Consider the following 18309-nt stretch of genomic DNA (forward strand, 5'->3'; position numbering starts at 1 on the left):
TGCGAGCTTGTAGCTCGTGCCAAATTGACAAATCGACAAATTGACAAATTACAGCCCGTGCGGCTCGCACCAAATCGACAAATTACAGCTCATACAACTCATACCAAATTTGCTAATTTCCAAATTTGCTAATTTTCAAATTAGATTATTATGATTCCAACAATGGCAGAACTCTCAGCTCGCGGCGAAACCCCCGAAGTACTCTTCTGGGTAGGCTGTGCTGGTAGTTTTGACGACAGAGCTAAACCTATTATTAAAGCCTTTGCCCACCTCTTGCAAAAAGCAGGGGTGCGCTTTGCCGTACTCGGTACCGAAGAGAGCTGTACCGGCGACCCTGCCAAGCGTGCAGGTAACGAATTTCTCTTCCAAATGCAGGCAATGACGAATATCAAAGTGCTGAACAGCTACCATATTACTAAGATAGTAACTGCTTGTCCACACTGTTTCAATACTCTTAAAAACGAATACCCTGCCTTAGGCGGACACTATGAAGTCCTCCATCATACCGAATTGCTCAAAACTTTGGTGCAGGAAGGCCGACTTACCATTGAGGACGGTGCTTTTAAAGGTAAACGCATCGTCTTTCACGACCCTTGTTATTTGGGCAGAGCCAACAAGGTGTACAATGCCCCGCGTGAACTCTTACAAAAACTCGATGCTGATTTGGTAGAGATGAAGAGTTGCAAGGCACGTGCTCTTTGTTGTGGAGCGGGAGGCGCTCAGATGTTCAAAGAAGCTGAAAAAGGCGATAAGGATATCAATGTTTTGCGCACTGAGCAAGCCCTTGAAGTGCACCCCAATATCATCGCTACCGCTTGTCCCTTTTGTAATACTATGATGACCGATGGTATAAAGACAAAAAACAAAGAAACACAAGTAAAAGTATACGACATCGCAGAATTACTTGAGAACAGTGAAAAATGAAGTTCCTTCTGCTCTATGAAATCCTCTACGTCCTACTGATAATCGCTATTTGTTTGCGCATCGTGTGGGACACCCGTTCGGTGAGTAAAGCCTTAGCATACTTGCTCTTGGTTATCTTTGTGCCTATATTGGGGGCTATCTTTTACTTCTCATTTGGTATCAACTATCGCAAGCATAAAATATACCACAAAAAGCTCACTATCGACCAATCCTTTCGTCAGCGATTAGAACATATCTATCCGCAGATACGTGCCCATCTAAACTCGCTTGATACTGCCTTCATCACTCCCTATGAAAAGAGTTTACGCTTCCTCTCGAACATAGAAGAACGCCTCTCTATTATCCCTAACGAAGAGGTAAAGGTGATATGCAACGGCGAAAACCTCTTCCCTGAACTACTCGACGCCCTACGCACAGCAAAGCACCATATTCATATAGAGTATTACATCTACGAGAATGACCACATAGGCAATGCCATTAAAAATATTCTTATTGAGAAAGTGCGGGCAGGGGTAGAAGTGCGCTTTATTTATGATGATTTCGGAAGTCAGGGCATTCGCAAGAATATAGTAAAAGAACTCTTAGCCAATGGTGTGCCTGCTTTCCCTTTTTACAAAATCAACTTTGTAAAACTCGCTAACCGTATGAACTACCGCAACCACCGCAAGATAGTGGTGGTGGACGGCTATACCGCTTTCGTAGGAGGCATCAATATCAGTGATAAGTACAACAACAATGAGCCTAATGCCCTCTATTGGCGGGATACTCACCTAAAAGTACGAGGTTACTCAGCTCACGTATTGCAAGCAGTATTCTTACAAGATTGGAATTTTTGCAGTGAGGAAAACGTAGCTATCGATGCACCTTACTTTCCCATAGTCACACAGCCCTACCCTACCGATTATTTTACACAAATCGTCTCTAGCGGTGCAGATTCTGACTTATCTAACATTCTCTTCGCTACCGTACAACTCATCTACGCTGCCAAGCGTGAAATCCTGATTACCACTCCTTATTTTATTCCCGACACTTCGCTACAAGAAGCCCTCATCATTGCGGCACTTAGCGGGGTAGAGGTGAAATTACTTGTACCAAAAGAAGGCGATTCGGTGTTTGTGCATACGGCTAGCGAGTCGTTTTTTGAAGAACTGCTAAAGGCAGGGGTAGAAATCTACCGATACGAAAAGGGCTTTGTACACGCCAAGACTTTTGTGATAGACGGCGAAGTAGCCTCAGTAGGGACAGCTAACCTTGATGCGCGCAGTTTCGACCTTAACTTTGAAGTGAATGCCTTAGTGTACAACAAAGAAGTTGCAGGTGATTTGCGCAGGATTTTCTATAAGGATTTAGAAGACGCAAGTTTTTTAAGGTTAGAAGCGTGGGAAAAGCGAAGTAAGTTCAAACAGCTTATAGAACGTATCGTGCGGTTGTTTTCACCCTTCTTGTAAAACAAAAAAGGCTTCCTTATAGGAAGCCTTTCGTTGGTCTACTAGGACTCGAACCTAGAATAACAGAACCAAAATCTGCTGTGTTACCATTACACCATAGACCAATCACATTTCATTTTTGCGGTGCAAAGGTACTGCTATTTTTCTAATCTGCAAATTTTTTAATAGTTTTTTTACGAAAAATCTATTAGAAACAAATAAAATACTTTATAATTAAGCAGTTAATCACAGTTCTCTTCTGATAGTATTCTATTTTTTAACAAGTAAAAGCACTGAATCCTTCCCATTCTTCTTTCGTATTCCTTCATCTGAACTACACTCACTAAAAAGCCTCATTGCTGCGCAATGAGGCTTTTGTCATTCGTTAATACTCCAAGTTTCTTCTACTTCCCAGTTGGCGCGAAGTTCTATGAGTTGTGGGAAATACCAGACTCGCTCGGGCTGGCGTTGTTCAAGGAAACTACCTGTGTCCCACTCTCGATTAGCATTCTTGTCCTCTATCAGGCGTAAGCGGAACTTACTGGGGTTTACGTTCTCGAACAGGTATTGCTCTTGTGGTTTTTCAACATAAAGCTCTCTCACTACCTCGGTAGCTTTTTCATTGGTGAGTTGCAAAATAACAGGGTATTGCAAGGTCTTCTCATCGGTGTTGAGGTGCAACTTAAAGATGGCTACTTCTTCGAGTTTTTTGGTATGTAGGTTTACTTTTAGGGTATCGTTCGTATGTCCAAAAAAGTCGGTGAGCGCATTAGGGAGTGCTTCTATGCGGTAGGTCTCGTCATTCTTTTTATCGAATAGCACATAGTATTCTAAGCGATTAGGGGCTAATTGCGTTTTAAACGGAACAGCTATCGCCGTAGAATCTTTGCCTGCAAACACTTTTAGCTTAGTGCTATCGGTCTTTACTATGGGGATATTACTCCTAAAACCAAAGTCTTTGTACATCGGCAAATCACCCGAAAAAAGGTTCTCTATCTGCAAACTGTCGTTCTTCATTTCCTTTATACGGACTTTAAACGTATCAATTTTTTTCTGTTTTGCTACTGTAAATACCAAAGAATCCTTCTGTTTAGGGCTATACCACAGGTTGAGCGTATCTTTCTTGGGGTCTTTGGAGACGATATACTTAAAATCTTTACTCACCGGTGATATCGGCTTGATGCTCACACTATCGGTTTTACCTTCGAAGCCAAACTGTATATGGTTACCCGCCACTTGTGTAGGGCGGTGTGCTTTATAAGGGGGCACTTCTTTGAACAAGCGCAATTTGGGGTAGAAACCCTGTGGATTCCCCTTCAAATCGGCGACGGTGATAGGTTCTTCCATAAAGGCAATTTTGTCGTCTTTGGGATTGAACAGATAGTTGGCACTCTTCTCTTTCAGCGCAATGAGCTTGTATTTGCCTTCTTTGAGGTATTCGAGCACAAAGCTATCGAGACTATCGAGCGTATTAGTAACGTAAGTAGGTTGCGTTTTGTACACGAGCGAATCGTTATACTGCTCATTATAAGGGTAGAGCATCACCGTTACAAAGTTATCGGGTTTAGGGGCAATGGCATCGGCAATATCACCTTCATACCAAAGCGAGTCGAGCGCATCGCCAGTGGAAAACACGTATTTAAAATCGGACAAAGGATTGCCTTCGTTGTAATCCTGAATGCTATTGCCGAAGTTCAGCACGTAGGTAGTATTGGGTTTTAGGGTATCGATAATGTTTATTTCCAACCATTTCGAAGCTGAAGTAGGCGAAATAGTAGGGAAGGTTTTCATCGGGGGGGAGATGATAAGCTGTTTGCGCACGTCTTTGGTAACCACAAACTCATCGAACTGCAAACGTATTTTCTTGCCGTAGAACTTCATTGCTCCCGACCTTGGCACCGACTGCAAAAGGACAGGTGCAGTAGTATCTTTGGGACCTCCTGTGGGCGAACCACGACGGGCGCACTGCCACAGCAGTAAGGCGATGAATATAGTGAGCAGTATGGGGAATCTATGTTTCATATAATGAGTTACAAGGTAATTTTTTGCAAAAGTAGTAAATAATTAGTGAATTGGCAAATTCAGCTAATAGTACACTGACAAATCTATCCATTAATAAAAATGTTAATACTTGTTAAATGCTTGCGTTTTTTTCAGATTTAAGAGCTGAGTATCTTAAAACTTTTTAAAAACTATAAATATATAATAGTCAATATATTGTCTTTATTTTTATATTTTACTTTTTAGCTACTTTAACCGAAGGTAAGACGAACCTAAGGCGAATCTAAACCGAAGCTAAGGCGAAGGAAAGGCGTTAGAAAACTGAATATCAGATGGGTAAAAAAGGCTGATTTTTTTTGAACAAAATGCAGGTAAAAGTGTTTTTTTAACAAAAAAACCGCAAAGTATTTCATCTGCAAATTGTCTATTCTGTTAAAGTGTTGCTTTGTATCCAAAGGCTATCTATAGCTATTTTGCCAAAAGCCGACTTGTCATCTGCTAAGCTACTGTATTGTTCAAACGATACCTCAGGGGTAGTAAGCAGGCGTTTTTCGGTTTGTATAGCCTTAAAGTACTCTGCTTTACGCTGTTGCCATAGTTCCCAAAAGGGCGATTTATAACCGTAAATACTCGTGAGGATTTTAATTGTTTCTTCTTGCAAGGCAAGCATCTCTACCAATGCTTTTGTATCGCCCTCGTCTACTAAGGCGTCTAAACAAAGCACCGTATTGTAATAGGTATAACCCGCTTTACAGAGCAAGTGCAAGGTTTCCGCACTTACAGTAGGAAAATAAGCGTGAAACAACGCAGGGTAATGCTTGTAAAATTCTGGAAATTTCTCAGTAGTGAGCATAAGGCTATTGGTTTATAAAATCTTGTTCTTCTTTGGTGAGTAAAAACTTGGCTTCACCTTGTTTATGAGGGGTAACGTATTCAAAGAAAGGTTTTTCAACCTCTATTCTGTCATTCTTTTTTATTTGTCCTTTTGTTACACCTGTACGCAAGAAAGATTGTTCTGTTTGAAGATTATCCCTTTTGTTATTATATTCAATACCTCCTTTAGCTTTTACATAAAGACTGCTAAACAATAATTTGTTCTTATAATTACTGAAAGTAATGTCTAAGGAGAAATTATCTGAGATAGATTTAAAGGGAATTTTGCTTTCCTTTGAAACATTTTCACTTACAGAACGCTTGGTATCATTAAAAACAATACGTTTCACTGCATTAGTGTGATTATCAAAATAAATAACCGAATTAGTTAATTTAAGACTGAGCTCTTTTTTGATAACAATGTCTGCATTAAAAGTTACTTTGGTGTAATCAGCATTCTTTTCAACTTTTTTAATTTCAATATTCTCTCCATAATATTTTATGAAAGATAGATAACTATTGGGGTAAAGAAATTGAAATAGGTTTTTAGGATCTAAAAAAGCTCCTTGCGTAGTTTTATTCTTATCATTCTTTATGTGAGAATAATCAGTATTTTTGAGTGCAACAGCCAACTGTTTATCTAATGTTTCTTGTGGGATATATAGATATTGTTTAAACCACCAATCTAATTGTACTTGATAAAGCCGTGTAAGGGTATCATTTCTTATAAACTTTTCTCTATAAGTACATTCTAATGTTTTAGCATTAGTTTCATAGAGTTTTTTATAATTATCTAACACGTATCCTACTTGTTTTTTTAAATCAAAATTATAAATAACTACCTCATCAAGCACAATTTCTTCAGGAGTTAAATACAGAGTGCTAAGAGAAGTGTCTTTATTTATAACTAATTTCTTTGTCGCATAACCTACACAACTTACAATTAAGCTATCTTGTATGCTAAAATCTATTTTTGCCTTACCCTCTTCATTAGTAATTGTTCCTTTTTCAAGATTAGGCAGATATAGATCACATTGCTAATAGGCTGTTTGGTTGTGTTATCCAAAACATTTATAATCTTCTGTTGTGCAGCAAGAAATTGAAAAGAAATTAGTAGTAAAATTGTTGTTATATGTAATTTTAATTTCATAAGTTTCTTATATTAAATGTTTAGATATTATGGCTATTGGTTTATAAAATCTTGTTCTTCTTTGGTGAGTAAAAACTTGGCTTCACCTTGTTTATGAGGGGTAATGTATTCGTGGAAAGACTTTTGAATATCTATTCTATCCTCTTTTTTAATATGTTTGTTCTGTACTCCTGTACGCAAAAAACTATGTTCCAAAAAGAGTTTATCTCTTTTTCCTTTGTATTCAATAGCTCCTATGAGTCTTACATAATAAGAACTAAATAGTAGTTTGCCTTTATAGTCAGTTAAAGTGAGTTCCAAACGATAATTATCTGTAATAGACTTATAAGGAACTTTAGTTTTCTCAGAAATTTTATCACTTATACCTTGATGTATGTCGTTAAAAATAACTTTTCTCACAGCATTGGTAGTATTGTCAAACACCAATACCGAGTTTTCAAGTTTTAGATTTAGCTTTTTATTGATAACGATATCAGCGTTAAAAGTTACTTTAGTAACCTCTTTATTTTTCTCTACTTTTTTGATATCAATATTTTCACCAAATTGATCTATAAATGACAAATAGGTGTTCACAAAAATATATATAAACATTGGTTTTCTTTCTACATAAGCAGAACGAGCCGCGACTTCTTCTTGGCTTAACATTTTAGAGTAGTCAATATTCTTAAGTCGGATTTGTAATAGTTTTTCTAAAGGTTGCTTGAAAGAAGTATAACGATAACTTTTGCTCCACCAATCTAACTGCACTTGATAGAGGCGTGTAAGGGTATCATTTCTTATCATCTTTTCTCGATAGGTACACTCTAATATTTTAGCCTTAGTGTCATACAATTTGAAGTAATTATCTAAAACATACTTTACTTTCTTTTTTAAATCAAAATTGTATAACACAACTTCCTCAAGTTGTATTTCCTGAGGATTGAGATAAATGGTTGCTTTGGCAAAGGTTTTATCTGTAAAAATCTTTTTAGTTTCATAGCCTATATGGCTTAGGGTAAGGGTGTCATTCTCTATGGTAATTTTTGCCTTGCCTTCTTCGTTAGTAATAGTGCCGTTAAGCGTGTTGGTATAATACACTTCGACATTGGAAATAGCTTTATGAGTAGTAGCGTCGAATAGGGTAAGCTCAGCTACTTGGGCGTGTAAGGTAGTAGTTGTGAACAATAGGATCAAGAATAGTGTTTTCATTTTATTATATTTTTGCGCCAAAGGTAGTAATAATTAGTAAATAACGTACCTTTAAAAATTAGAGATTACACGATATTCTTTCTGGTTATGAGCTTTATTGATAAAGTTACGCATTTCATTGGTAAGAGGCAATTGGTTTTGGGTCTCCCAAAATTCTTTGTTATAGGGCACCTCTAATTTAAACAGTTCTTTTTTACCATTTACATTGGCTTTAAAAGTACTGAGGTCTGAAAAAGGGTGGGTAACAATGAGCTCGAAACTTACATCATATACTATTCTTTCTTCGCCTACATATCCTTCTACTTTTGCGTTAACTATGGCATTGGCTATAAAATACTTGCCTTTTTTAGCATCTTTCTCAAGCTTATTTTTACAATAATAATCAATAGTTCTATACTTTATAAAAGGCTTTTTAGTATAGGGTATTTTATGAATAGTTTTAGGGTTGGTTTTATAAATACGTTCTTTAATAGCATAATCATTAGTATTGATGATAAAATATCCTATTGATTTTTGATAATCATCTTCGCTTTTAGGTGTATATTCTATCTTCTGATGTTGTTCATCTACAGTTTTAGGTCGTGAAAAATGATAGTTTTCTTGATTTAAAAATAGAATATTGCTCCACCATTGAAAAACATCATTTAAGGAAGGGATATTAAAATCGTCTGCTCGCATACCTTTCTTTTCTATACCAAATTTACGCATATTTAGCAATTGAAAGGTGAAATTTTTCTTGGCTCCTAATAATTTATCGCGCTTGATACGCCCACTGAAATCTTCTATTTTCACGAGTTCACCATTGCGTTTGAGCACACAACGCAAAAAGAAATCTTCAACAAAAGGTTCCATAGGATAATTGGTGCTAGCGTGATTATAGGCTTCTTGTATAATGTTTTTGTTAGAAAGGGTTACTTCGTCTAACTGAAAAGGTTTTGGGGTAAGGTACAAGGTGTCTTTTGTACGACTCAGCGCTTTGAAAGTAGTTTTGAGGGTTTCATAGCCTAACATTTTTATAGTTACGCTATCGTTGGCTGAATAGAATACAAAAAGCCCGTCATCATTAGTGATAGTATAGTTACTTGCATTATGGATAGTAGCAGACCGTAAAGGAACTTTGGTATCTTTATCTAAAAGATACTTTGAGGTAGTGTGCTGTGCCACTACGCATTGACTACAAACCAAAGCTATACATACAACTGCTTTCATATAAATTATTTTATTATATTTTTGCGCCAAAGATAGTAATAATTAGTAAATAATATACCCTTGCACGACAAGCTTTTGCTAAATATCCCTATACCCTAAAAACTATGGTTTATGTTTTATTGAACTTATCCAATACAAATCTCTTTCCCTTTACTACCGAAAAACAAATGGTATAAAGTTACGAACTCACCAAGCAGAAAGATTTTCACGAGTTTCTCAAAACCCAAAATCATAAACTGTCTACCGTACTACGGTTGCCTGTGCGGCTCGCACTTGCCTGTGTGGCTCACACTGGCTATCGTGCTACAATCTACGGCTTAAATAAGAAAAAAGCTCCTCTTATAGGAGCTTTTTCTGAAAGAAATTTCAAACACAAATACAATGTAAAAGTCTCTAACTAATATGTGAATTCTATTGTTTTTACTTCTTTACCGTTTTCCTTTACAGTAGCTTTAAGAGGGTATTCAGTTTTAAAGTAACTATAAGTGGTTTCTTGCTCGTAACTACGTCCTGTTGTACCAGAATCCTTTACCGTTTTCTTGGTAATGTTATTTCTGGCGTATTGCTCATCTAAGAATACTTCGGGGTGAGTAGCTCTATAAGACAAATGCAAAAACCAAGGATTAGTTCTACCATCATACTGGTAGGTTGTTACCGAAGTCTTATTACCTGCCGTGTGAGTGTGTTCTCTTACCGTTTCGTTGTAGTTCAACACATAAGTATCTGTAGCAGTAGTGGTAGCGGTACTCTTCACTCCACTCGTTTCAGTGTATTCGCTTGTTACAGCCTTTATCTCATTGAGTACTTCACGATTGTAGACTACCACTGTATACTTAGTTACATTAGCCGATAACTTTTCACTTTTAGTATGTTTTTTTAACCTGCCACCATCATACTCATACTCATCTACGGTTGGTAAACTCTCTTTGCCTACCACAGTAGTTGTTTTCTTAAGCAAGCGTCCTCTTTCACTGCTATACTTGTCATACACAACTTCCTCTTTTTTCACATTGCCTTCTGTGTAAACCGTTTTGATAGGAAAAGTCCCGTCATACGAAGTCTCGTACACTTTTTCCACAGTTCTACCGGTGCCATCTATCGCTTTTATTGTGTGTTTGCGTACCAAGCCTAATGCGGTTTTCTCATATTCAAAAAGATTTTCAGTAGTTTGTGTTTGGGTACCTTGTGCAGGTAGGGTCGTCTCCACTATCTTATCTGCAAAATAGATAGGATCTGAAGGTGGTAAATCGTCGCCTTTATCACAAGCTGTGAATAAGCCAACTGTCGAAAGTAATAAAATAACTCTTTTCATTGTATATAATTATTTTGAAGATTATCTATGTTTGTAATACTCGTACTTTCTAAAACCTGCGCGAGTCTTTCCAAGCCAAAGACTTATACGCTATTTTTAATATGTGTGCTGTGTTACACTCCTTACAAAATAACTATTGTGCTAAAACACTGCAAGACACACTTGTTTACATCATATTTATACTAATTCTACTATCAAAAATCTTGCCATAAAGCACTTTTCCTCCTAAAAACACCCCTTTTTTAACATTTATTCGATATACCTCAAGCCTTCTTTCACCGTTTTTTAGTAACTCCGGCAATTTCTACCTCTTTTTACCTTTTACTCACATACCCAACTATGAGCCCTCGCTGACTTTACCTTTCCTTTTACGCCTGTGTGGCTTGCACCTTTTACCTACTCATACAGCTCACTCTGCCCGTCGTGCTAGAATCGCCCGTGCGGTTCGCACCTTTTACCTTTTACCTTTTACTTAAGAATAGGCGCTTTCACCCCTTCTCCAAAGCAAATATCCCCCGTAAATACAACCGCTTCGTCCCATAAACCTTCGTCGATAAACTGTTGTAATGTATAAGCCCCTCCTTCCACAATCATACTTTGTAAATTCATTTCATACAGTTTAGCACAAATTTGTTCCAAAGGTTTATGCTTAAAATCTATCGTGAAAAAATCAGTGTGTATCATCTCCGGAACAGACGTCTCTTCAGTAAAAAACAAAGTAGTTGTACGGTCGTTCCATACCGCAAATTCCTTCGGACTACGTAACTTCGGGTCAATTATTATCCTCACAGGGTTGCGCCCATACCAGCTACGGCTGTCCAACGAAGGATTATCCGCCAATACCGTTCCTACTCCCACCACAATACCCTGTTCCTCAGTGCGCATTTGGTGTGCTGTCTGGCGTGCATAAACGTCGCTAATCCAGTGCGGAGCAACCTCTTCTTTATGCAGGGGAGCTATAAACCCATCGCGCGTTTCAGCCCATTTTAGGATAATATAAGGGCGATGTTTTTCGTGAAAAGTAAAAAACCGCTTGTTCAGTTCCCTACATTCAGCCTCACACACCCCCACTATCACCTCACACCCTGCATTGCGCAGTTTTTCAATCCCTTTGCCGTGCACTTTCGCAAAAGGGTCGGTAGTACCAATCACTACCCGCCCTATCTTGTGAGCAATGATAAGGTCAGCACACGGAGGCGTTTTCCCAAAATGGCAACAGGGCTCTAAACTCACGTAAATTGTACTTTTCGGTAGCAGACTCTTATCCTTCACCGAGGTAATCGCCCGTACCTCAGCGTGTGCCTCACCCGCTTTCTGGTGCCACCCCTCCCCTATGATACGCCCTTCGTATACGATAACACTACCTACCATAGGGTTCGGATAGGTACTTCCTAAGCCATTATAAGCCAACTGAATGCACCTACGCATATACCACTCATCAATAGTTAATTCTGAGGTTGTCATAAGAAAAAAAATAACTTTTGGCGCAAAGATAATAAAATAACTCCTAAGTATAAAAACGACAAAATGTTTTATACAATTTTAACAATTCATAACCCATTGAAAATAAACAATCTATATAGCATTTCTATATCTATCTTCCAAGATTCGTATAAGCTTCCTATAAGCTTTCTATAAGCTAAGTACACTTTTTTCATAGTTTTCTTTTATCTCGGTATTTTCCGATATTATCCTAATACCTTTTGATATCTTCCGAAAACCCAACATCTTTTTTGCAGTATATGCTACTTTTCAAATGATAAAACTAACGCTTCAAAAATTAAGACAAATCTATACAAACTAAACAAAACCTTTCTTGTTTGATTTTGTTGTAATCTGTTCTATTTCTCTCCCGAAGGGAGATTTTCTTTTAATTTTGAAACCAATTTATTTTAAATTTCTGCACCATCAGGCGCTCTTCCACTAAAAGAAAATTTCGTACTACGACCTTTGCCAAAGTTGATTATCAGTATTATTGGCATTTTTGGCATTGTTGGTATTTTTGGCATTAATCAGTATTATTGGCATTATTGGCATTTTTTGGTATTAAAAATTAATTTCGTACCTTTGCCTCCTCATTAACCATTAACCTCTAACCACTAATCATTAAAAGCAATATGCCCCATTATTTCTCTTCCGATTTTACACTCGGAATCCTTGGCGGAGGTCAGTTAGGCAAGATGCTCCTTACCGAAACCCGCAAGTTCGATATCACCACCAAGGTGCTCGACCCCTCCCCCGATGCTCCTTGTCGCATTGCCTGCAATACCTTTGTGCAAGGCAACCTTACCGACTTTAATACCGTGTATAACTTTGGTAAAGACGTAGAGGTACTCACCATTGAAATCGAAAACGTAAACGTAGAAGCCTTAGAGAAACTACAAACCGAAGGGGTAAAAGTATATCCGAGCCCTCAAACTATCAAGAATATCCAAAATAAAGCCTCTCAAAAACAGTTTTATGCCACTCACGGTATCCCTACCGCTCCTTTTCAAGTCTTCCAAAATACCGAAAGTCTGAAAAAGGCAATCAATGAACAACAGCTCACTTTACCTTTCGTGTGGAAGTCAGCACGCTTCGGGTACGACGGTAATGGCGTGAAAATCGTCCGCCAGCTCACCGACCTGAATTTTTTACCTAACGACCAGTGCATTGCCGAAAGCTTAGTGCCTTTCAAAAAGGAATTGGCAGTAATCGTAGCCCGTAATGCAAAGGGTCAGGTGCGTACCTACCCTGTGGTAGAAATGGAGTTCCACCCCGAAGCCAATCAGGTGGAGTATGTGCTCTGTCCTGCGCGTATTGAAGAGGCTGTCGCTCAAAAAGCTCGTACTATTGCAATACAAGTAGCCCAAGCTTTTGAAGTAGTAGGACTCTTAGCCGTCGAGCTCTTTCAAACAGAAAACGATGAGATTTTGGTAAACGAAGTCGCTCCTCGCCCACATAACTCAGGGCATTACAGTATCGAGGCAGCTTATACCAATCAGTTTGAGCAACACCTGCGCGCTATCTTAAACCTGCCCTTAGGAAGTACCGAAAGTAAGGTCGCAGGTGTAATGGTGAATCTTGTAGGAGCAGAAGGCTATCAAGGAAAGGTAGTGTATGAAAACATCGAACAGATAATGGCAATGGAAGGCGTAACCCCCCATATCTACGGCAAAAAAGAAACACGCCCTTTTAGGAAAATGGGACACGTAACTATTGTAAACCCCAATATCAACAAAGCACGCCAAATAGCCGAACAAGTAAAGAACACCATACGCGTAATCGCCTAATATATAGACCGTCTCATATTCTCCCTTTGGAGGTAGCCAGCGACAGCTGGGTATGTGTAAAGGGGGGAGGTTTAAATTATATATAACAATATGGGAAGCAAAAACAAACTCAAACGCTTTGAAGAAAATAAAACCTTTGCCAATGTAATCCAACCTTCACGCAAAGAGCTCCTTAACGGTGCTTTTGCCTATAAAGGTCGGTGGAACGAACTCTTTTTTAAGAACAATCACCCTATCGTCTTAGAATTGGGTTGTGGTAAAGGTGAATACTCAGTGGGCTTAGCCAAACGCTACCCTCAGAAGAATTTTATAGGTATCGATATCAAAGGAGCACGCTTTTGGCGAGGGGCTAAAACTGCTACTGACGGAAATATTACCAATGTAGCCTTCTTGCGCACCCAAATAGAACTCATCGAATGTTGTTTTGCCCCTGAGGAAGTAAGCGAAATATGGATTACCTTCCCCGACCCTCAAATCAAATACAAGCGCACCAAGCACCGCCTTACAAACGCCGATTTTCTAACGCGGTATCAGCATATCCTTGCACCTGAGGGTTATATCCACCTAAAAACCGATAGTGAGTTTATGCACGGCTATACGCTGGGATTGTTACACGGAGCAGGGCATAAAGTACTCTATGCCAATCACAACATCTATAACAGCGACGGTGTACCCGAAGAAGTAACCGAAATTAAAACCTTTTATGAGCAGTTCTATTTGGAGCAGAACAAACCTATTACCTACATTCGCTTTCAGATAAAAAAAGATAATAATTAACAATTATCAATTGTCAATTGAAAAACTATCTGTGTAATCTGTGTGTAGTCTGAGAGCTGGCATAGCAGAGTATGTGTTTAAAGGCAACTTGTTGCCTATTTGTTTGATTTTTTAAAGATTTATAAGATTTCTAGTAGCGCAAGCTACATTTTTCTTACGTCGAACTCACGTTAATTAACATTGAAAACCCTAAAAAGTCTCTTTTGCATTTCACTTCCCTCTCAAAAAAGGCTATGGGCAGCTTACCTCTCTTTACGGGTTGTCCCCCCTCGGGGGAACGGGGGCTTATAGTCGAGTAAGTACATCTCACTTCCCCCTCAGAGAGGAGAAGGTTTATAATTAACAAGTTTATTCAACTCTTAATTTGCATTAAGTATTTATCAAATGAAAAAGAATATTATTTTAACGTATGTTTATCTCATCATTGTGATATCTTTCGCAATCATCTCTTGTAACAAAAACAGTAACACTGAAGAGATTCTACAAAAAGAAAATCCTAAAAAAGAGAACCCTAAAAAGGAAGAACCTAAAAAAGGAGACAGTTCTTTATTAGCTTATTCCAAGCCTTTCTATCTCTTTACTGAAACTAAGGCTTATGAAATGACTAAGCAAGAAAAAGACCCTTACTTAAAGAAACTCTATTACCAAATAGCCGCTACTCCCACAGCTGAATGGTTCGAAGGCGTAGAAGCCTTCGACGATACTACCTTAAAACGCCTCATCGAAGGCGCAAAGGCACAACAAAAAACACCTATCATCACACTCTACGGCATTCCTTATAGAGATTGTGGTTCGTATTCAACTGGAGGTCATAAAACGGCTACTTCTTATAAGGCGTGGATAGATCGCACCAGTGCTATTATTGGCAAAACCCCTATAATAGTGATTGTAGAACCCGATGCCCATAACTTTTGTTTAAAGAAAGGCTGGAAATACAACGATGCAAAATACAAAGAACGCGCTGAACTCCTCACTTATGTAGGAAAGACTTTTGCTGATAACAACCCGAATGCGTTGTTGTATTTGCATATTGGCGGAACAGAACTCAAACAAGAAGAAGCTGCCCAAGCGGTAATAGATGGCGGTATCCGGTATATGCGTGGCTTTGTTACCAACGTCGCCGACCACAGAGGGACTCCTCGGGCTGAAAAGTGGAGCGAAGAGTTCGTACAAACGCTCCAAAAGAAAAACTTAGGCACAAAATACTACGTGATAGACACCTCCCGCAATGGTATCGATAGCCCTAAACAAACCAATAAAGCTTATTATTACAGTTGTAACAATTTCAATGCCGCTTTAGGAGTACGCCCTACCACCAAAACCTCTGCTCCTCACGCCGACGCTTATTTGTGGATTAAACATCCTGGCTTATCCGATGGTACTTGTGCCAATGGCGATCCTAAGGCAGGCTCTTGGTATCCCGCAGTAGCAAAATCATTAGTGCAAAAAGCTATTGAAAAAGGAATTATAGAAGAGTGGAAAGTCCCTAACAACTTTTAAATTATCTTACTAAATAACTATGTTACATTCTCAAATTATAGGCGAAGGCACTCCCTTCATTATCCTGCACGGCTTTTTGGGTATGTCAGATAACTGGCGTACTTTGGGGCTCAAATATGCCGAAGCGGGCTTTCAAGTGCATTTAGTAGACCAACGCAATCACGGTCGTAGTTTTCACAGCCCCGATTTCAGCTATCCTCTAATGGCACAAGATTTGCTTGCATATGCTGATGCTCACGGATTGAAAGTCTTTCACCTGATGGGGCATTCTATGGGAGGCAAAACAGCAATGCTTTTCGCTACTGAACACCCCGATAGAGTGCTTTCTCTCATTGTTGCTGATATGTCGCCTAAATACTTTCCTGAGCATCACGGAGCTTGTTTACAAGGTTTAGCGTCCTTAAATTTCGATGTGATACATTCACGTACCGAAGCCGATAAAGCTCTTTCGGCTTATGTAAGCGATATAGGAGTGCGACAGTTCTTACTGAAAAACCTTTATTGGGAAACCAAAGACCGATTGGGCTTGCGCCTGAATCTCCCTGCTTTAATTGAGAATGAAAGCGAGATAGGAGCTGAACTCCCCGATAGTAACGTGTTCGAAGGTAAAACGCTCTTCCTAAAAGGAGAGTATTCTGAGTATGTGATGCCCGAAGACGAAGCCCTTATTCGCACTCACTTCCCGCACGCTATTATCGATACGGTGAGCAAGGCAGGACACTGGTTACACGCTCAAAACCCTACTGAATTTTACAATAAAACCATACATTTTCTATGCGATACTTTATAAGCTTATTCATCTCCGCAACCCTTGTTTTTGTATTGGGCTACCTAAATGTGGGTGCTCATATCGAGAACTTCTTTACAGCCCTCGTGGTAGCCTTTGTGCTCTCACTTCTCAATGGTATTGTACGCCCTATATTAGAGTTCATTGCCTTCCCTATTACCTTTATGACTTTTGGGCTCTTTTTATTTATCATCAACACTGTAATTGTGCTCCTGGCAAGCAAATTAGTAGGTGGCTTTGTAGTACACGGCTTCTGGGGCGGACTGATGTTCAGCACTTGCCTTTCGTTAGCTCAGGCATTAGCTCTTGCTCCTCTTGGGAAAGTAAGAAACTAATTATTGCCAAAGTTGAAATCACTCAAAAAACTTATCTTTCTTCAACTGTTAATTCTTAACCAAAATCCTCGTCTTTAAACCCTACTAAGTAGACCCTTTCTTTAGCACGAGTGATAGCCGTATAAAGCCATCGCAAGTAACCTTCATCTATGATATCATCAGGTAAATAAGGTTTCTCTACAAACACGGCGTCCCATTGCCCCCCTTGACTCTTATGGCAGGTAATCGCATACGAAAACTTCACCTGCAAAGCATTGAAATAAGGGTTTTCTTTCACTTTCTGATATCTTTTATAAGCCGTAGGTTCATCAGCGTAATCAGCGAGTACTTCTTCATAAAGCTGATTGCTTTGAGCCGGTGATAAAGCAGGAGCTTCACTGTTTAAGGTATCTAATAATATAACCGTATCAAACGAAGGCACTTCGGGATAATCAATAAGCTGAGCCGATACCTCAGCAAAGCGGAAACCATAGGCTTCTGTAAAGTCATAAAGTTGTAATACCTCTATAGTATCACCATTGGCAATAAAACTCACTTGCGAATTATCCTTACACCAGAAGTAATTATTCTTAACCACCATTAGCAAGTCACCCGCAGCTATTTCGTCTTCAACGTCTAAAATCACCCTGCGTATTTGGTTGTTCCAAGCCACCGCGCGCTTGTTGGAGCGCACTATCACCGTAGTTTCTTCTGAACCATAATCGTCATACGCCTCACTAATAGCGTCTTGTATTTCAGCCCCGTCAGTGAGTCGTATTATATCAGGGTGATGATTTATCTTAAAAGCGAACTGTTTTTCAGCAAGCGAAGAGAAAATGTGCTTGCGCAAACGGGTAGCATTGCGCAATATCCCCGACTTCCGTCGCTGGCGTACCACCTCAGTAAGCGTAACCGTGAGTACTTCTTTTTGAAACTGATATTCTAAATAAGGAATATTCAGTGCAGGACTTTCGAGGGTATTAACAGGAGGCAATTGCGCAGTATCGCCTATAAGTAATAGTTTGCAGTTTTTCCCAGAATACACAAAGCGCATTAAGTCGTTTAATAATGAAGGGCGCTCAAAGAGTTGATAGTCGTTATCAGCAATCATCGAAGCCTCATCTACTATAAATAAAGTATTTTGGAGCTTATTGGCACGCAGTTTGAAGGATACATCAGTACCATCAGCTTTGGAGTAATAAATATATTTGTGAATAGTGAAAGCCTGTCTTTGGGTGAAATAGGTCATCACTTTGGCTGCCCTACCGGTAGGTGCTAATAACACCGATTGGTGATTTATGAGCGGTAAAGTACGGATAAGACAGTTGGTGATAGAAGTTTTTCCGGTTCCAGCAAAACCTTTTAGTAAAAAAAGTTTATCAGAAGCATTCGCCGAGAATAGATATTCTGTAATCTTTTGTAAAGCAATATCTTGCGAAGGAGTAGGCTCGTGTTTAAAGGCACTAATAAGGGCGCTAAAAAAGGCTTTTTCGTTCATAATAAAAACAGTTCTGAGAGCAAAATTATAAAAAAAAGTTAAAATAATTTTTTTGTTTCAAAAAAAGATTGTAGTTT

General features: G+C 38.9%; 14 protein-coding genes, 1 tRNA gene and 1 pseudogene. 7 read left to right on the plus strand and 9 right to left on the minus strand.

Annotation, left to right across the window (positions count from 1 at the left end):
- Positions 1 to 150 precede the first annotated feature (150 nt).
- Entirely contained in the window at positions 151 to 924 is a 774-nt protein-coding gene (locus tag COCH_RS02580) for a (Fe-S)-binding protein (RefSeq protein WP_015781805.1), read from the plus strand.
- On the plus strand, positions 921 to 2372 hold the full coding sequence (gene cls / locus COCH_RS02585) for a cardiolipin synthase (RefSeq protein WP_015781806.1): 1452 nt from the start codon (positions 921 to 923) through the stop codon (positions 2370 to 2372). Before COCH_RS02580 ends, cls begins: the two co-directional genes overlap by 4 nt.
- Positions 2373 to 2405: 33 nt before the next feature.
- Here the strand turns inward: cls and COCH_RS02590 are convergent.
- The 8 genes and pseudogenes from COCH_RS02590 to ribD all read right to left on the minus strand — a co-directional run bounded on the left by COCH_RS02590 (position 2406) and on the right by ribD (position 11548).
- A tRNA-Gln gene (locus tag COCH_RS02590) sits at positions 2406 to 2476 on the minus strand.
- Between the two features lie 253 nt (positions 2477 to 2729).
- Positions 2730 to 4373 (minus strand): Ig-like domain-containing protein, encoded by a 1644-nt coding sequence (locus tag COCH_RS02595; RefSeq protein WP_015781807.1) that lies wholly within the window; start codon positions 4371 to 4373, stop codon positions 2730 to 2732.
- A gap of 403 nt (positions 4374 to 4776) precedes the next feature.
- Positions 4777 to 5205: a hypothetical protein gene (locus tag COCH_RS02600; protein ID WP_015781808.1), complete on the minus strand. Its 429-nt coding sequence runs from the start codon at positions 5203 to 5205 to the stop codon at positions 4777 to 4779.
- A gap of 4 nt (positions 5206 to 5209) precedes the next feature.
- Positions 5210 to 6375 (minus strand): annotated as a pseudogene (locus COCH_RS02605) (carboxypeptidase-like regulatory domain-containing protein).
- Positions 6376 to 6408: 33 nt separating this feature from the next.
- Positions 6409 to 7563, minus strand: a complete 1155-nt coding sequence (locus COCH_RS02610; protein WP_015781809.1) for a carboxypeptidase-like regulatory domain-containing protein — start codon at positions 7561 to 7563, stop codon at positions 6409 to 6411.
- 51 nt (positions 7564 to 7614) lie between these two features.
- On the minus strand, positions 7615 to 8772 hold the full coding sequence (locus COCH_RS02615) for a hypothetical protein (RefSeq protein ID WP_015781810.1): 1158 nt from the start codon (positions 8770 to 8772) through the stop codon (positions 7615 to 7617).
- A gap of 397 nt (positions 8773 to 9169) precedes the next feature.
- The gene (locus COCH_RS02620) at positions 9170 to 10084 is read right to left on the minus strand and encodes a hypothetical protein (RefSeq protein WP_015781811.1); all 915 of its coding nucleotides are present in this window, start codon (positions 10082 to 10084) and stop codon (positions 9170 to 9172) included.
- Between the two features lie 468 nt (positions 10085 to 10552).
- The gene (ribD, locus tag COCH_RS02625) at positions 10553 to 11548 is read right to left on the minus strand and encodes a bifunctional diaminohydroxyphosphoribosylaminopyrimidine deaminase/5-amino-6-(5-phosphoribosylamino)uracil reductase RibD (protein ID WP_015781812.1); all 996 of its coding nucleotides are present in this window, start codon (positions 11546 to 11548) and stop codon (positions 10553 to 10555) included.
- Between the two features lie 653 nt (positions 11549 to 12201).
- Between ribD and COCH_RS02630 the strand changes: the two genes are divergently transcribed.
- The 5 genes from COCH_RS02630 (at position 12202) to COCH_RS02650 (ending at position 16755) form a co-directional block, all read left to right on the plus strand.
- The gene (locus COCH_RS02630) at positions 12202 to 13356 is read left to right on the plus strand and encodes a 5-(carboxyamino)imidazole ribonucleotide synthase (RefSeq protein WP_015781813.1); all 1155 of its coding nucleotides are present in this window, start codon (positions 12202 to 12204) and stop codon (positions 13354 to 13356) included.
- A 90-nt stretch (positions 13357 to 13446) separates the two neighbouring features.
- Positions 13447 to 14133, plus strand: coding sequence for a tRNA (guanosine(46)-N7)-methyltransferase TrmB (gene trmB / locus COCH_RS02635; RefSeq protein ID WP_015781814.1), 687 nt, complete (start codon positions 13447 to 13449; stop codon positions 14131 to 14133).
- Positions 14134 to 14517: 384 nt separating this feature from the next.
- The gene (locus tag COCH_RS02640; RefSeq protein ID WP_015781815.1) at positions 14518 to 15633 is read left to right on the plus strand and encodes a glycoside hydrolase family 6 protein; all 1116 of its coding nucleotides are present in this window, start codon (positions 14518 to 14520) and stop codon (positions 15631 to 15633) included.
- 19 nt (positions 15634 to 15652) lie between these two features.
- Positions 15653 to 16423 carry an alpha/beta fold hydrolase gene (locus tag COCH_RS02645; protein ID WP_015781816.1) on the plus strand — a complete coding sequence of 257 codons (771 nt, stop codon included), beginning with the start codon at positions 15653 to 15655 and terminating at the stop codon, positions 16421 to 16423.
- Positions 16408 to 16755, plus strand: a complete 348-nt coding sequence (locus tag COCH_RS02650) for a phage holin family protein (RefSeq protein ID WP_009420813.1) — start codon at positions 16408 to 16410, stop codon at positions 16753 to 16755. Before COCH_RS02645 ends, COCH_RS02650 begins: the two co-directional genes overlap by 16 nt.
- A 55-nt stretch (positions 16756 to 16810) precedes the next feature.
- Here COCH_RS02650 and COCH_RS02655 read toward each other — a convergent pair whose 3' ends face one another.
- Positions 16811 to 18232: an ATP-dependent DNA helicase gene (locus COCH_RS02655; protein WP_015781817.1), complete on the minus strand. Its 1422-nt coding sequence runs from the start codon at positions 18230 to 18232 to the stop codon at positions 16811 to 16813.
- Positions 18233 to 18309: the final 77 nt, after the last annotated feature.

It is taken from the genome of Capnocytophaga ochracea DSM 7271 (genome assembly GCF_000023285.1).
GTDB lineage: Bacteria > Bacteroidota > Bacteroidia > Flavobacteriales > Flavobacteriaceae > Capnocytophaga > Capnocytophaga ochracea.

Excerpts from the sequence above, each read along its gene's own strand:
- COCH_RS02580 (WP_015781805.1), top strand. The coding sequence starts at position 151 with ATGATTCCAACAATGGCAGAACTCTCAGCTCGCGGCGAAACCCCCGAA.
- cls (WP_015781806.1), top strand. The coding sequence starts at position 921 with ATGAAGTTCCTTCTGCTCTATGAAATCCTCTACGTCCTACTGATAATC.
- COCH_RS02595 (WP_015781807.1), bottom strand. The coding sequence starts at position 4,373 with ATGAAACATAGATTCCCCATACTGCTCACTATATTCATCGCCTTACTG.
- COCH_RS02600 (WP_015781808.1), bottom strand. The coding sequence starts at position 5,205 with ATGCTCACTACTGAGAAATTTCCAGAATTTTACAAGCATTACCCTGCG.
- COCH_RS02610 (WP_015781809.1), bottom strand. The coding sequence starts at position 7,563 with ATGAAAACACTATTCTTGATCCTATTGTTCACAACTACTACCTTACAC.
- COCH_RS02615 (WP_015781810.1), bottom strand. The coding sequence starts at position 8,772 with ATGAAAGCAGTTGTATGTATAGCTTTGGTTTGTAGTCAATGCGTAGTG.
- COCH_RS02620 (WP_015781811.1), bottom strand. The coding sequence starts at position 10,084 with ATGAAAAGAGTTATTTTATTACTTTCGACAGTTGGCTTATTCACAGCT.
- ribD (WP_015781812.1), bottom strand. The coding sequence starts at position 11,548 with ATGACAACCTCAGAATTAACTATTGATGAGTGGTATATGCGTAGGTGC.
- COCH_RS02630 (WP_015781813.1), top strand. The coding sequence starts at position 12,202 with ATGCCCCATTATTTCTCTTCCGATTTTACACTCGGAATCCTTGGCGGA.
- trmB (WP_015781814.1), top strand. The coding sequence starts at position 13,447 with ATGGGAAGCAAAAACAAACTCAAACGCTTTGAAGAAAATAAAACCTTT.
- COCH_RS02640 (WP_015781815.1), top strand. The coding sequence starts at position 14,518 with ATGAAAAAGAATATTATTTTAACGTATGTTTATCTCATCATTGTGATA.
- COCH_RS02645 (WP_015781816.1), top strand. The coding sequence starts at position 15,653 with ATGTTACATTCTCAAATTATAGGCGAAGGCACTCCCTTCATTATCCTG.
- COCH_RS02650 (WP_009420813.1), top strand. The coding sequence starts at position 16,408 with ATGCGATACTTTATAAGCTTATTCATCTCCGCAACCCTTGTTTTTGTA.
- COCH_RS02655 (WP_015781817.1), bottom strand. The coding sequence starts at position 18,232 with ATGAACGAAAAAGCCTTTTTTAGCGCCCTTATTAGTGCCTTTAAACAC.